The sequence below is a fragment of the Streptomyces sp. CB09001 genome (genome assembly GCF_003369795.1).
GTDB lineage: Bacteria > Actinomycetota > Actinomycetes > Streptomycetales > Streptomycetaceae > Streptomyces.
Map to the genome: position 1 here is coordinate 2542144 of NZ_CP026730.1, position 14194 is coordinate 2556337.

The 14194-nt window shown below is 74.0% G+C and carries 10 protein-coding genes, 1 tRNA gene and 1 pseudogene; 3 read left to right on the plus strand and 9 right to left on the minus strand.

All coding sequences use genetic code 11. The annotated features are described in order from the left end of the window. Positions 1-11: 11 nt before the first annotated feature. From C4J65_RS11800 to C4J65_RS11815, 4 genes are all read right to left on the minus strand, one after another. The gene (locus C4J65_RS11800; RefSeq protein WP_115742378.1) at positions 12-791 is read right to left on the minus strand and encodes a S16 family serine protease; all 780 of its coding nucleotides are present in this window, start codon (positions 789-791) and stop codon (positions 12-14) included. A gap of 57 nt (positions 792-848) precedes the next feature. Beyond that, positions 849-1511, minus strand: a complete 663-nt coding sequence (locus tag C4J65_RS11805) for a helix-turn-helix domain-containing protein (protein ID WP_115746407.1) — start codon at positions 1509-1511, stop codon at positions 849-851. A gap of 301 nt (positions 1512-1812) precedes the next feature. Then, on the minus strand, positions 1813-3609 hold the full coding sequence (locus C4J65_RS11810) for a DEAD/DEAH box helicase (protein WP_115742379.1): 1797 nt from the start codon (positions 3607-3609) through the stop codon (positions 1813-1815). 167 nt (positions 3610-3776) lie between these two features. Next, complete coding sequence (locus C4J65_RS11815) at positions 3777-5243, minus strand: MFS transporter (protein WP_115742380.1); 1467 nt, start codon at positions 5241-5243, stop codon at positions 3777-3779. A 195-nt stretch (positions 5244-5438) separates the two neighbouring features. On the opposite strand from C4J65_RS11815, the gene C4J65_RS11820 reads away from it, so the two are divergent. Further along, positions 5439-5513: transfer RNA gene (locus tag C4J65_RS11820), tRNA-Cys, on the plus strand. 13 nt (positions 5514-5526) lie between these two features. Here the strand turns inward: C4J65_RS11820 and C4J65_RS36590 are convergent. After that, a pseudogene (locus C4J65_RS36590) lies at positions 5527-5657 on the minus strand (site-specific integrase); the annotation flags it as partial. Between the two features lie 213 nt (positions 5658-5870). On the opposite strand from C4J65_RS36590, the gene C4J65_RS11830 reads away from it, so the two are divergent. After that, complete coding sequence (locus tag C4J65_RS11830) at positions 5871-6821, plus strand: alpha/beta hydrolase (protein WP_240330407.1); 951 nt, start codon at positions 5871-5873, stop codon at positions 6819-6821. A 68-nt stretch (positions 6822-6889) separates the two neighbouring features. Then, positions 6890-7549 carry a hypothetical protein gene (locus C4J65_RS11835; RefSeq protein ID WP_115742381.1) on the plus strand — a complete coding sequence of 220 codons (660 nt, stop codon included), beginning with the start codon at positions 6890-6892 and terminating at the stop codon, positions 7547-7549. On the opposite strand, the gene C4J65_RS11840 is transcribed toward C4J65_RS11835, so the two are convergent. From C4J65_RS11840 to C4J65_RS11855, 4 genes are all read right to left on the minus strand, one after another. Continuing rightward, positions 7539-8264, minus strand: coding sequence for an SUKH-4 family immunity protein (locus C4J65_RS11840; protein ID WP_240330408.1), 726 nt, complete (start codon positions 8262-8264; stop codon positions 7539-7541). The genes C4J65_RS11835 and C4J65_RS11840 overlap by 11 nt on opposite strands. A 172-nt stretch (positions 8265-8436) precedes the next feature. Then, entirely contained in the window at positions 8437-10758 is a 2322-nt protein-coding gene (locus C4J65_RS11845; RefSeq protein ID WP_115742382.1) for a molybdopterin cofactor-binding domain-containing protein, read from the minus strand. Continuing rightward, the gene (locus C4J65_RS11850) at positions 10755-13091 is read right to left on the minus strand and encodes a 2Fe-2S iron-sulfur cluster-binding protein (RefSeq protein ID WP_115742383.1); all 2337 of its coding nucleotides are present in this window, start codon (positions 13089-13091) and stop codon (positions 10755-10757) included. The genes C4J65_RS11845 and C4J65_RS11850 overlap by 4 nt, the downstream gene beginning before the upstream one ends. Next, positions 13088-13981, minus strand: a complete 894-nt coding sequence (locus tag C4J65_RS11855) for an FAD binding domain-containing protein (protein WP_052841719.1) — start codon at positions 13979-13981, stop codon at positions 13088-13090. Before C4J65_RS11855 ends, C4J65_RS11850 begins: the two co-directional genes overlap by 4 nt. Positions 13982-14194: the final 213 nt, after the last annotated feature.

Sequence of the window (14194 nt, forward strand, 5' to 3'; positions counted from 1 at the left end):
GCTTCTGCCGCTCAGCAGGCGGGGACGTCGCCCTTGCCGCTCGCCAGCGCCTTCAGCGAGTCGACCGCGCCCTCGAGGGTGGTCACCGGGATCAGCCGGAGCCCCTTCGGCAGCTCGGCCCGCGCGTCCGAGCACTCGGCCTTCGGCACCAGGAAGACGGTGGCCCCGTCCCGCCGGGCGGCCTGTGTCTTGAGCGGAACCCCGCCGACGGCACCGACCTTGCCGCCGTCGGTGATGGTCCCGGTCCCGGCGACGACCTTGCCCCCGGTCAGGTCCCCGGCACCGAGCTTGTCGACGATGCCGAGCGAGAACAGCAGGCCTGCGCTGGGCCCGCCGACGTCCTCCAGCCGGAGCTCGACGTCGACGCCGTCCTTGTCCATCCGGAGGTACCGGAGCGCGGCCGTGGTGGCCGAGTCCTGGGACTCCTTCATCTGCTCCTGGTTGTACTGCTCGATCTCGCTCACGTCGTCGCCGCTCGGGTAGACGGCGTCGCGCGGCATCACGGCCCGGTCGGTGTCGAACCAGCTGCTCAGCACGTCCCCGAGACGGATGCTCGCGTCCGGCCCGGTCGCCTCGATCGTCGTCATCCGCAGCTGGCCGCCGGTGTCGTGCGTCGGCGCGCCGCTGATCGTGATCACCTCGGCGCCCTGGTTCTTCCCCAGCACGTCGGCCGTCAGCCCCGGCTGCGCCACGGAGAACGGCAGGGGCGCGAACACGGCGGTCGCGAGCAGCGCCACGACGGGCAGACCGCAGAGGGCGAGGAACTGGGGACGTGTGAGACGAGAGAGCACGGAGTCAATCTAACGTGGCGCGATCCCCTCGGCTCCGACGCCCGGCACGACCCCGTCTCACCGCAGCGCCTCCGCCACCTCCCGGGCGGCGTGCTTCACGCGTTCGCCGACTCGTTCGGGGACGACGTCTGCCAGCATGACGACGCCGACGCTGCCCTCCACTCCCGTGACGCCGAGCAGGGGCGCCGCCGCTCCGCAGGCGCCGGCTTCCAGTTCGCCGTGGGTGAGGGTGTAGCCGGGGTCGTCCACGGCCTCACCGCCGGTGGGCCGGGGCGGCTGGCGGGCGGCCAGGATCGCCTTGCCCGCGGCGCCCCGTTCCAGGGGGTGGCGGAAGCCCGCGCGGTAGGCGACGTGGTAGTCGGTCCAGGTCGGCTCCACGACCGCGACGGCCAGCGCCTCCGCGCCGTCCACCAGGGTCAGGTGGGCCGTCGCCCCGATGTCCTCGGCCAGTGCGCGCAGGGCCGGCATGGCGGCCTCGCGGACGAGGGGGTGCACCTGGCGGCCCAGGCCCAGTACGCCGAGGCCGACGCGGGCACGGCCGCCCAGGTCGCGGCGTACGAGTGCGTGCTGCTCCAGCGTGGCGAGCAACCGGTACACGACGGTCCGGTTGACGCCCAGTTTGTGGGACAGCTCGGTGACGGTCAGCCCGTGGTCCGTATCGGCCAGCAGTTTGAGGACCCGCAGTCCCCGGTCGAGCGTCTGAGAGGTCTCCGCGGTCACGACGCCCACTCCTTAGTGGTGAGGTCGGCGGCCCTCCTCGCGGGGTATGCGTCACCGAGTCCCGTCAGTGACGCGCTTCAGAGGCCGCCGATCGGCTGACGGCCCGGCCTTGTCCCGGGCCCAGTCGCTTCACGGCTGCGCTCCGCGGCGGCGCTGCCACGGGGCGTGCGTAGCGGGACAGTAAAGGACCCGGTTCGCTCAGCGGAAGGCTCCGTCCAGAATCCGGGCGCCAACCGTTATCAACCGCCTGTGTTTGTCCCGGTACGTACCGCGCACGCCCTCGGCACCGGCGTCCCGCGCGTCACTTCATCCGCGTGGCCCACTCCTGGACCTTGGCGATGCGCTGGCGCAGCTGGCCGCCGGTCGCCTCGGCGCTGGGCGGGCCGCCGCACACGCGGCGCAGTTCGGTGTGGATCACGCCGTGCGGTTTGCCGCTCTGGTGGACGTAGGCGCCGACCATCGTGTTGAGCTGCTTGCGCAGCTCCATCAGCTCCTTGTGGGAGACCACCGGGCGGCGGTCGGCGGGCAGTTCGAGCAGGTCGGCCTCTTCGTCGGGCTTCTTGCGGCTGTGCGCGATCTGCCGGGCCTGCCGCTTCTGGAGCAGCATCTGGACCTGGTCGGGCTCCAGCAGTCCCGGGATGCCGAGGTAGTCCTGCTCCTCCTCGCTGCCCGGGTGGGCCTGCATGCCGAACTCGGCGCCGTTGTACATGACCCGGTCGAAGGTGGCCTCGGACTCCAGCGCCTCGAAGGAGAACTGCTCCTGCTCGCCGGTGTCCTCGTCCTGTTCCCGGTTCGCCTCGTCCATCTCCTTCTCGGACTCGGCGTAGGGGTCCTCCTCGCCCTCCTTCTTGGGCTTGTCCAGGACGTGGTCCCGCTCGCGCTCCATCTCGTTCGCGAACGTGAGCAGGTCGGGCACGGTGGGGAGGAAGACGGAGGCGGTCTCGCCGCGGCGCCGGGAACGGACGAAACGGCCGACCGCCTGGGCGAAGAAGAGGGGGGTGGAGATGGTGGTGGCGTAGACGCCCACCGCGAGGCGCGGGACGTCGACACCTTCGGACACCATGCGGACGGCGACCATCCAGCGGTCGGTGCTGCCGCTGAACGCGTCGATGTTCTTGGACGCGCCGGTGTCGTCGGACAGCACGACGGTGGCCTTGTCGCCGGTGATCTCGCGGATCAGCTTGGCGTAGGCGCGGGCGGAGTCCTGGTCGGCGGCGATGACGAGCGCGCCAGCGTCCGGGATGGCCTTCCTGACCTCGGTGAGCCGCTGGTCGGCGGCGCGCAGCACGGCCGGCATCCACTCGCCGCGCGGGTCGAGCGCGGTGCGCCAGGCCTGGCTGACGGCGTCCTTGGTCATCGGCTCGCCGAGCCGCGCGGCGATCTCGTCGCCGGCCTTGGTGCGCCAGCGCATGTTGCCGCTGTAGCTCATGAAGATGACGGGGCGCACGACGCCGTCGGCGAGCGCGGAGCCGTACCCGTAGGTGTAGTCGGCGGCGGAGCGGCGGATGCCGTCGTTGCCCTCCTCGTACGCCACGAAGGGGATGGGGTTGGTGTCCGAACGGAACGGCGTGCCGGTGAGCGCGAGGCGCCGGGTGGCGGGCTCGAAGGCCTCCAGGCACGCCTCGCCCCAGGACTTGGAGTCACCGGCGTGGTGGATCTCGTCGAGGATGACCAGGGTCTTGCGCTGCTCGACGCGGTTGCGGTGCAGCATGGGGCGCACGCCGACGCCCGCGTAGGTGATGGCGATGCCCTGGTACTCGCGGCTGAGCGGGCCCGCGCTGTACTCGGGGTCCAGCTTGATCCCTATCCGCGCCGCGGCCTCGGCCCACTGCTTCTTCAGGTGCTCGGTCGGCGCGACGACGGTCACCTGCTGCACGACGTGGTGGTGCAGCAGCCAGGACGCCAGCGTCAGCGCGAAGGTCGTCTTTCCGGCGCCGGGGGTGGCGACGGCCAGGAAGTCCCGGGGCTGGTCCTGGAGGTACTTCTCCATCGCCCCCTCCTGCCAGGCCCGCAGCTTGCCGGCGGTGCCCCAGGGGGCACGGCCGGGGAAGGCCGGGGACAGGTGGTGCGAGGTGCTGGAGCTGGCGGTGGTAGTCACGGTCTCCGAAGGGGGTAGAGCGGCTCGGCCACGTATGACAACCGGGCCACCCTACCGGCGGGCGGACGCGATCACCGCGCCCACGGGGGCGGGTCACCCCCGGGTGGGACGGACGTCACAACCCGGGGTGACCCGCCCCCCGGCGGCGGTACGAGGGTCCGGGCGGCTCACCGCTCCCGCACCCGTGTCGCCACCCACGCCCCGGCCAGCGCCACCGCCGCCATCGGCAGGAACACCGCCGCGAAGGCCGCCGGGTGGGAGCCGGATGCCTCGGTGGCCGCGTGGCTGACCGTGCCGCCGCCGAGGGCCGCGAAGGCCGCGCCCCCGGCCGACAGCAGGACGACGTTGGACAGGCCGTCGGAGATCTGGAGCGCGGCGGAGTTGGTGCCGGCCTCCTCCGGGGCGGAGAGCTTGAGCAGGAGCACGCTGGTGGAGGAGATCACCAGGCCCATGCCGAAGCAGCCGAAGGCCCAGGCGACGGCCACCGTCCAGGCGGGCACGGCGTCGATCAGCACGCTCGGCGCCGTCGCGACGGCCGCCGCGACCAGGAGCATGCCGACGGCCATCAGACGCTCCCGGTACGGCTCCAGGCGCGGCCGGGACTGGAGCCAGGAGCCCCCGGCCCAGGTCGCGCCGCCGGCCGCCAGGGAGAGACCGGCCAGCGTCGGGCTCAGTCCGCGCTGCGTGACCAGCATCAGCGGGACGAAGGACTCGGCGGCGATGAACGACCCCGCGGCCACCCCGCGCAGCAGGACCACGGAGGGCAGGCCGCGCACCGCCCGGTAGGTGCCGCGCGGCAGCAGTCCGAGGACGGCGGGGACGAGCAGCGCCACGCCCGCCGCGCCGGGCAGCAGGGAGACCGGGCGCAGGTCCTGGGCGGCGTACTGGAGCAGGCCCGCGCCCAGCGAGATGGCGAGGGCCAGGCGGATCCGGCGGCCGTCGAAGGAGGCCGGGGTGTCCCCTCCCTCCGCGGCTCCCCGCACGGCGCCGGACGCGCGGCTGCGTATCTGCGGCAGCGCGAGGGCCAGCGGAACCACGACCAGCACCGGGATGCCGACGAACACCCAACGCCAGCCGAGGTGCTCGGTCACGGCGCCGGAGGCCAGCGGTCCGACGACGGACGGGACCACCCAGCCCGCCGCGAACGCCGCCATGATCGCGGGCCGCAGCCGCTCCGGGTAGGCCCGCCCGACGACGACGTACAACGCGACGATCACCAGCCCGCCGCCGAACCCCTGCACGGCCCGCCCGAGGATGAACAGCCACATCGCGCCCGCCGTCCCGGACAGCACGAGCCCGGCCGCGAAGGCGGCGATGCCGGTCGTCAGCGGGGCCAGTGGCCCGCGCCGGTCCGACCACTGCCCGGAGAGCACCATCCCGAACAGGCTGGTCGTGAAGTACCCCGAGAACGCGAACGCGTACAGCGACACCCCGTCCAGCTCCCGCGCCGCCACCGGCATCGCCGTGCCGACCGCCGTCGCCTCGAAGGCGATCAGCACGATGACGGAGACGATGCCGATGCTCAGCGCCCGGTAGGCGCTGCTCAGCACGGTCTCGGCGGGGGCGCCGGCAGTCGTGACGGAGGGCTCGGCGGGGGCCGCGACATCGGTGTCGCGGGGCTCAGGGACGGTCATGGTCGCCAGAGTAAGGGCCACGGCCCGCTTTTACCCCTGTCGAGAGGCGGTACGGGACCGGGACCTTGGTCGTACGACCCGGCGGCCCGGGCGGGCGTTCATGAACGGCGTATGGCAGTCGTGTTGCGGGCCGCCCGGATCCCTTGAGCGCCTCCCCCGCCCCGTCATACCGTCGAGGCACCGAGTCACAGACCCGGCCGTGTGCCCGAGTGGCCCAGGGGCTCGCCTGCAAAGCGAGTTACGCGGGTTCGAATCCCGCCACGGCCTCCAGAGCCTGACCAGGTAACCGCTGCACCTCTTGCGCGCTGTAGGGCTCCACCTCGTAGTCCCCCGCCTTCGGCGCTTTGGCCAATTGAACGGGTTCTTGCCGAGGTGGCCGCGCCGGACAACCTCATTGAGGGCGGTGCGGAAAGTGACGGACTTCAAGTCAGCTTTTGATGCCGCGACGGCCGAACTCAACAGCCACAAACGGACTGCGGCCGATGGCCGGCCGCAGCTGGTTGACCTTGGCATGCCGGTCTTCGCCGACCCCGTACCACCGCTTCAGCCAGGATCGGGAGAGCCCGGATACCGGCCCTGATCCTGGCCACGCAGCACTGGAGCCTGGCCACAGGCAGTCGGGTAGCGGTGTACCACTACCCGGCCGCGAACCCCAGCACCCGGCACCCCATCCCGTTCGTGTACCTCAACAGCGGACCGGTCCGTGGCATCTCGGTGCTGGACCACCGGTTGCTGCAACTCCCGGCACGCCAGGGCTACGACGTCCACGCCTACGAACAGGCCGGTGGCGGGCGAAGCGACCTGCTCCCCATGGGCAAGTACACGATCTCCAGGTCGGTCCGCGACCTCGCCGCCTTCGTCGACCGCCTGGACAGGGGCAAGGTCGACATCCTGGCATTCTCCTCAGGCGGGGCCGTGCTCACCCGAGCCCTGGCTTCCCCGAGCGTCGCCGCACGCTTGCACCAGGCGATCATCGCCGAGCCCGGCCCCATGGACGGCTCTACCGCACACATCGCCGGGCACAAGGGCCGAAAATCCGCGCGCGGCCTCGCGCCGGACCTGACCGGGCCGCGGTCGACGCGCGTTCCCCGGTACGCCGTGGCCTTCGGCCTCATGCGGCTCGGACTCCTCAGCTCCGACACCGGACTGATCGGGCAGGCCGAAGGCGTCAACGCCTTCACCGCCGCAGATCTCGGCAGCGACACCGCGTCCGCCTACTGCGCGCGCGACGCGCACCGCATCCCCGCCGAAGACACCGCACAGAACTTCTCCTTCAGTCCCGCCGCCGGCCTCCGCATCCAGCAGACGGTCAAGGACTCACCCTCCATCGCCCCGCAGCTGAGGCGCTCCCGGACCCCCGCGATGCTGATGATCGCCGAGTGCTCCTCCCAGGTCCGTCAATGGGAGACCACCGTCCTTGCCCATGACCCCGCCATCCAGCGAACGCAGTACATGCCTGGAGTCGGACACCACATGTGGAACGGTCTCGACGACAACAACGACCGGGCCGTCGCCGTCATCACCGCGTTCCTTCAGGGAAAGCGAGCACCCCTGCCGATGAATGCGGCTCAGCCGTAACCGGCAACGGCGGGCAAAACCCGCGCGGGGCGGTCCACGTACGATGAGCAATTCGGGGGGGTGGTCACATGGCCGGAAGAATGTGCAGGTGGTACGCGGCGACCGCGGTGGCTCTGCTGCTGACCGGTTGCGGAGAGTCACCGAAGAGCGAGAGCACAACCGGCAAGGCGGCGCTCACGAAGGACCAGGTCGGCCTGACGCTGCCGGACGGCGAGGTCATGACGGGATGGAAGCAGTCCTTCCAGCCCACAGCCGTCGAGATGGACAAGCTCTACCGCTCGCAGGCCTGCCCCATCAATGGCAACGCCGGCTGCGAGAACTCTCGTTTCTTCGGCGCAGCTACCTTCCAGCGCGAGAGCCCCACCGCTTCCGTCACCTTCCAGATCGTCGCCTACGACAGCGAAAAGGCCGCCCAGGACGCGTACGACGTGCTCTGGGACGGCTACTACGGCAACCAGGCCAGCGTGACGGGCCAAAAGGCCAGGACCCTGAAGCTCGGCCCGATCGGTGACGAGCACGACGCCCGGCTCGGCACCTCCGGCTTCCATGGCGAGCCCGGCGCCGTGACCCAGACCCGGGTCGGCACCACTCTGCTGTGGACCATGGAGAAGGCCGCACACAAGGGTGACATCGACGAGGACGGCATTCGAGACCTGGCCTCGATGCTCGCCAAGCGGTCGCAGCAGGCTCAGAACGGTGACGAGCCCTCCGCCGGGCTCAACGGCTGACCGCGCGGCACCTCGGGCCCCGGGCCGACCACCTGTCGGCGCCCGCTTCGTCGGTCCCCGCCACGGCCTCCAACCGGCCCGCCCGGCGCAGTGCCCAGAGGGTGAGGGCGAGGGCGGAGACGTCCGACATCAGGGGGTGGAGGGTGCCGTCGGGTGTCCGCCAGGTCAGGACGGTGCCTGTCGTGCCGTCGACGACCACGTGGGCGCCGTCCGCCAGCCGCCCCAGGCGGACCAGGTGCTCCGCGCCCGCCGGGACCGGGTGTTCGGGGTGGTCCTCGCAGTACTCCGCCAGCGTCGGCAGCGGCAGGTCGTCCGCGTCGAGGCGGAAGGGGCGGGCGTCCTCGGGCAGGCCCGTCTCGCGCAGGAAGCGGCGGGTGGGCTCGTGGGTGAGGGTCCTCGGGAAGTCGATGTCCTCGAAGCGCGTCACCCGGTGACGGCCGAACTCGCGGTCCAGGAAGCGGGGCGGCAGGTCGCGGGAGGTGCCCGGCTCCGCGCGGTGGGTCACCGTCAGGAGCAGGCAGCTCATCAGGGTGGACGTGTTCCACAGCGACGGCCACTCGGCGGTCCCCCGGCTCCGCCGGGTGGCGCCGCGGGTCCAGGACGGGTCCTCCACCGTCGTGGCGAGGCGGACGCGGGTCACCAGCGAGGGAACCGCCGTCCGGGCGTCCGCCGCCGCGCCCCGCGTGATCGTCGTACCGCCGGTGACCGCGTGCATCGTCTCCCCCGAGAAAGTATGGCCGTCCGCGTGCCGGCGGCTGCCGTTCGCGCTCCTTCGGAGACTACGCGCCACCACTGACAACGCGCCTGCGCACGGACCCCGTTCACCTCGTAGGACGCGCCGGGGCGCGCACTCGTTGCCTCACGCGCGCGGGCCGCTCGGCCACCGCTCAGTGACCGGTGGCCACCGCGGCCTGCGGGCGGATCGGGAGCCGGTTCACCGGGCGTCCCGTGGCCGCGCGTACCGCGGAGGCGACGGCCGCCGGGGAGGCCACCACCGGGGCCGCGCTGACGGCCTTGGCGCCGAACGGCGCGACCACGTCGCGTTCCTCGACGAGCTTCACGATCCGGATGTCCGGGGCGTCCAGCGCGGTCGGCAGGGCGTAGCCGGTCAGGTCGGGGTGGCGGATCAGGCCGCGCGGGGTGCGGAGGTTCTCCGTGAGCGCGATGCCGACGCCCTGGGTGACGCCCGCCTCGATGCGGGCGGTCAGCTGGGCCGGGTTCAGGACGCGGCCGACGTCCTGGGCGACGGCCAGCTCCACCACGCGTACCGAGCCGATCTCGATGTCGACGTCGACCACCGCGCGGATCGCGCAGAAGGCCATGCCGACGAACGCGTCGCCCTGCCCCGCCTCGTCGAGCGGCTCGGTCGGGTGCGGGCGGCACTGGGCGGTGGCCCACAGCTCCTTGCCGTCCAGCGCCTCGGTGACCGTCGTCGACAGCACGCCGTCGTAGGACGTGATCTTGCCGTCGGCGATCTGGAGCAGCTCCGTGGACATCCCGAACTGGTGGGCCAGCGGCTGGAGGAGCTGGGTGCGGACCATCTTGGCCGCCCGTTCCACCGCGCCGCCCGACACCCAGGTGTGCCGGCCCCGGCAGCCGGGGCCCGCCGGGGGCTGGTCGGTGTCGACCGGCGCCACCTGCACCTCGTCGACGCCGAGGGTGTCCTGCACGATCTGCCGGGCCAGCGTGGTGAAGCCCTGGCCGGTCTCGACCGCCGCGCACAGCACCGTCGCCACGCCGTCCTGGACCTTCACGGTGGCCGTGGAGACCTCGTCGGCGCCCTCGGCGCCGAGCATGTGCACCATGCCGATGCCGTAGCCCACGCCCCGGCGCACCGCGCCCGGTTCGCCCGCGCCCTCGGGGCCGCCGGGCAGCAGCCACTCGTCCTCGGGCGTGTCCTTGGGCAGCGCGGGCAGCGGGAAGTCGCGGACCGCCTGGAGGAGTTCCGCGACCGGCGCCGGGCAGGTGACCGTCTGGCCGGTGGGGAGGACGTCGCCGGTGGCCAGGACGTTGCGCAGCCGCACCTCGGCCGGGTCCAGGCCGAGCTTCTTGGCGACCTTGTCCATCTGCGCCTCGTACGCGGCGCACACCTGCATCGCGCCCTCGCCGCGCACATGGCCGGAGGGCGGGTTGTTGGTGCGCACCGCCCAGCCCTCGATGAAGGCGTTCGGCACGACGTACGGGCCGCAGGCGAAGGCCACCGCGGCGGCCAGGGCGTCGGAGGAGGTGTCGGCGTAGGCGCCCGCGTCGAGCAGGATCTGCGCCTCGACCTTCACGATCCGGCCCTCGGCGTCCGCGTGGTGGCGGTAGCGCAGGAGGGTGGGGTGGCGGTGGGTGTGCCCGAGGAAGGACTCCTCGCGCGTGGCGGTCAGTTTCACCGGGCAGCCGGTCTTCAGCGCCAGCAGTCCGAGCGGCAGCTGGAAGCCCTGGTCCTCGCGGTCGGCGGTGGCACCCGGCACCCCGGTGACGACGATCTTCACCTGTTCGGGCGAAAGCCCGTAGCAGGCGGCGGCGATGTCGCGGTCGCCGTGCGGGTCGGTGGAGGCCAGGTACAGCTCCACGCCGCCGTCGGGGCGCGGTACGGCCAGGCCCGCCTCGGCTCCTATGGGGGCCGGGTCCTGGCGGCCGATGCGGTACAGGCCCTCGACGACGATCTCGCCGGCCGCGTCCGGGTCGCCGTGGCGCAGCGGGATGTGCCGGATCAGGTTCCCGTCGGGGTGCAGCGGCTCGGCCTCGAAGGCCTGCTCCGGGTCGGTGACCGGGTCGAGCAGCTCGTACTCGACGATGACGGCTGCGGCGGCCATCCGCGCGGTGTCCGGGTGGTCGGCGGCGACGGCGGCGAGCGGCTCGCCGTGGTGGCGTACGGCCTCGGAGGCGAACACCGGACGGTCGGCCTGGCCACCGCGGCCGTGCAGCGGGGTGCCGGGCACGTCCTCGTGCGTGACGACCGCCCGTACGCCGGGCATCTCGCGCGCGTGGGTGGTGTCGATGGAGACGATGCGGGCGCGCGGGTGCGGTGAGCGCAGCACGGCCGCCCACAGCAGGCCCTCGGCCCACAGGTCGGCGGCGTACGGGAAGGTGCCCTCGGTCTTGGCACGGGCGTCGGCGGGCGGCAGGGACGCGCCGAGGCCGTGCGGGATCGGGTCGGGGACGGGGGTCGCCGCCTCGGCGGTCCCCTCGGCCTCCGCAGTCGCGGCGTCGTTGCTCACGCGTGGCCTCCGTCCCGGCCGTGGGTGCCGTGGTCTCCGTGGTCGCCGTAGGGCGGCCGGTCGTGCGCTCCGGTCGGGTCCTGCGCCCCCGGCTGTGGCTGTGCCTCGAACGCCGCCGGGTTGACGCCGCCCGCGCCGGGACCGGCCTGGTGCGGGATGCGGGGCTCCTCGGGGTCCGGTCCGGCCTGCGCGTCGGCGTCGGCGTGCGCCTCGCGTTCGGCGACGACCTCCTGGACCGCCTCCAGGACGCCCCGGTAGCCGGAGCAGCGGCACAGGTTGCCGCACAGCGCCTGGCGGGCCTCCAGCTCGGTCGGGGCGGGGTTGCCCTCCAGGAGGTTGTGCACGGTCATCGCCATGCCGGGCACGCAGAAGCCGCACTGCACCGCGCCGCGCCGGGCGAGCGCCCGCTGCACGTCCGACGGCCGTCCGTCGGTGGCCAGGCCCTCGACGGTACGCACCTCGCTGCCGGCCGCGGTCACGGACGGGACCAGGCAGGAGGCGACGAGCCGCCCGTCGACCTGCACGTTGCAGGCGCCGCACTCGCCCTGCGAGCAGCCGTCCTTGGCGCCCGCGAGGCCGAGCCGCTCGCGCAGCACGTACAGCAGCGACTCGCCGATCCAGGCGTCGGTGACGGGGCGGTCGGCGCCGTTGACGCGCAGCACGTAGGAGGCGAGGGGGTGCTCGTCCTGCGGCCCGGCGGGCGCCGACGGCTCCTGGGCAGCTACGGGGGCGCCGTCGGAGGCGTCCTCGGGGCCGTCCGCGTCGGTACGGGCGTCGCCCGGGTCCGCCGTGTCGGTCCCACGACCGGTCTGGCCGGTCGGGTCCGACGCGTCGGCGAGGACGCCCTGGGGACCGGCCGAGGGCTCGGGCACGCGCTCCCGGCCGGCGGTCGGCGCCCGGCCCGTCACGGGGCCTTCAGCGGCCTCCGGACGGGATCCGGCCCGCATCTCCTCACGGGGGCCCGCGGAACGCCCTGCCAGGCCCTCAGGGGCCTCCTCGGCCCCACGGGGCCCGCCGGTGACCGTCCCGCTCCCCGCGGCGGCCCCGTCGGGCGCCCGTACGCCGGGACCGGCCCCGGCGGCGGCTTCGGTCACGGGTTCGGCGTCGTCACCGGGCTCGTGGGCGTACGAACCGTCGGCGGCGCGGGGACCGTCCGGGCTCACGGCGGGGCCGCGCCCTTGCACGGAGGCGGCCGAGTCGGGCCCACGCCCCTCCCTGTGCCCGGCCGCGGTGGAGCCGTATCCGGGCGCGTTCGCGACGGGGCCGGCCCCGGGCGCGGGCGAGCCCGGCCCGTCGGCGGCGCGGGGACCGTCCGGGCTCACGGCGGCGCCGCGCCCGTGCACGGAGGCGGCCGAGCCGGGCCCGCGCCCCTCCCTGTGCCCGGCCGCGGTGGAACCGTATGCGGGCGCGTTCGCGACGGGGCCGGCCCCGGGCGCGGGCGAGCCCGGCCCGTGCGGGCCGATGCCGGCGTCGGGGCCGTGGCCCGCGTCGGGGCCGTGCCCTTGGCCGGGTCCGTCCGTGGTGGATCCGTACCCGTGCCCGCTCGGCGCGGGGCGCTCCTCGTCGGCCGGTCCGGCCGGTCCGGTCCGCGGTGCGTCCTCGCCCCACGGCTGTCCGGCCGGCTGCGTCGCCCAGGGCGCGGGAGCGCCGCCCGGGAGGGTGGCCGGGGCGCCGGTGCCCCACTGCTCGGCCAGGGACGACGTGGTGAACTCGCCCGACTCGTCCGGCAGGTCGCCGTCGGCGACGGGGATGGACCACTGCCCGGTCACGTCCTGGCCGGACGCCTGCCGGGCCGCCGCGGCGTCCGCCTCGGCCTGGGACGCCTGGGCGGCCTGCGCTGCCTGGGAGAAGTCCCACTGCCCGGTGGGACCCGGCTGGTAGGCGAACCGGTCGTCGTGCCCGGGGACGCCCTGCCCGGCGTTCACGTCGTAGGGCGCCGCCCCGCCGTACGGGTCCTGCTGGGCCGGGTACCCGCCGTAGCCCTGGTGGGCGGCGGGGTCCTGACCGGCGTCCGGAACCTGCCACTGGGTGCCGTCCACGGGCGCGGACGGTGCCGACGGCGCCGCCCAGGAGCCGGTGGCGGAGGGGTCGGTACCGGCGGTGGTGGCGGGCGCGACCGTGATCTGGGGCGGCACGTAGCCGTGTCCGGGCGCGGCGAGCGGGCTGTCGGAGGAGGCGAGGAGCGCGTCCACGCCGCCCTCGGGGAGTTTCACGAAGGCGGTGGCGCCGTCGTCGTAGTCGCCCTGGGGCAGCGGGTCCCAGCGGCTGCCGCCCGGCGGGGAGCCCTCGCCGTGCTGATCGCCGTGCGGGTCGCCGTGCTGGTCGTCGGTCACGACAGGGCCCTCCCCAGTGCTCGTCGGGCCAGCGCGGCGACGGTGCGCCGCAGGTGCAGTACGGCGGGCGGCAGTTGCGGCACGGAGCCGTCCTCGTCCGGGGCCGCGTCGGGGATGCAGGCCGCGGCGACGTACTCGCCGAAGCCGTGCAGCGCCTCGGGGACGACGGCCCGGCCGTTGTCCCAGTCGATGAGCGAGGCCACCCACTGCTCGGCCTCCAGGGGCCGCAGCGGCATCGGCGCGATGGCGCCCACCGCGCACCGCACACCGCGCCTGGCCGGGTCGAGGACCAGCGCCACGGAGGCCGTCGCGCGGCCGGGTCCGGTGCGGCCGGTCGCCTTCAGGAAGACCTGCGGCGCGTGCAGCAGCGGCACGCGCACGTAGCCGATGAGTTCTCCCGCGCGGAGCATCTCCATGCCCGCCAGCAGGTGCGAGACCGGCATCTCCCGGCGGGCCCCGTCCGGGCCCGCGATGATCAGCGTCGCCTCCAGGGCGGCCAGCACCGGCAGCGCGTCCCCGGTGGGGGCGGCCGAGGCGATGTTGCCGCCGAGGGTGCCGGCGTTGCGGATCTGCGGCGGTCCGGCGGCGCGCGCGGCGGCGGCGAGCGCCGGGATGAGCGCGGCGAAGTCGGGCCGGCCCATGCGCGCATGGGTGAGGCCCGCGCCGAGCAGCGCGTGCCCGTCCTGGTACTGCCAGCCGCGGATCTCGCTGATCCGGCCGAGACCCACCAGCGCGGCGGGCCTGAGCTGCCCGGAGTTGACGGCCGCCATCAGGTCGGTGCCGCCCGCGACCGGAACGGCCGCGGGCATCGCGGTGAGCGCCGCCACGGCCTCGTCCAGTGTCGTGGGCAGCGTGACGGCCTGCGCCGCCTGCGGTGCGTGCGTGGTCAAACCGACTGCCCCTTCCCGCTGTCCCACCTGGTCCCGCCCATGTGGCCGTACGGTACGACCTGACAGGGTGGACGTGGCAACTCTGGCACATCTTCGCAGGGCCCGGACGCAGGGGTCCGCTAGGAGGCATTCGCCCGCCTCGTCGGCGAGATGGTCCGTTTTCGTACGGGATCTCCGACGATCGGAGTTACGCACTATGTGCGCGAGTTGCCA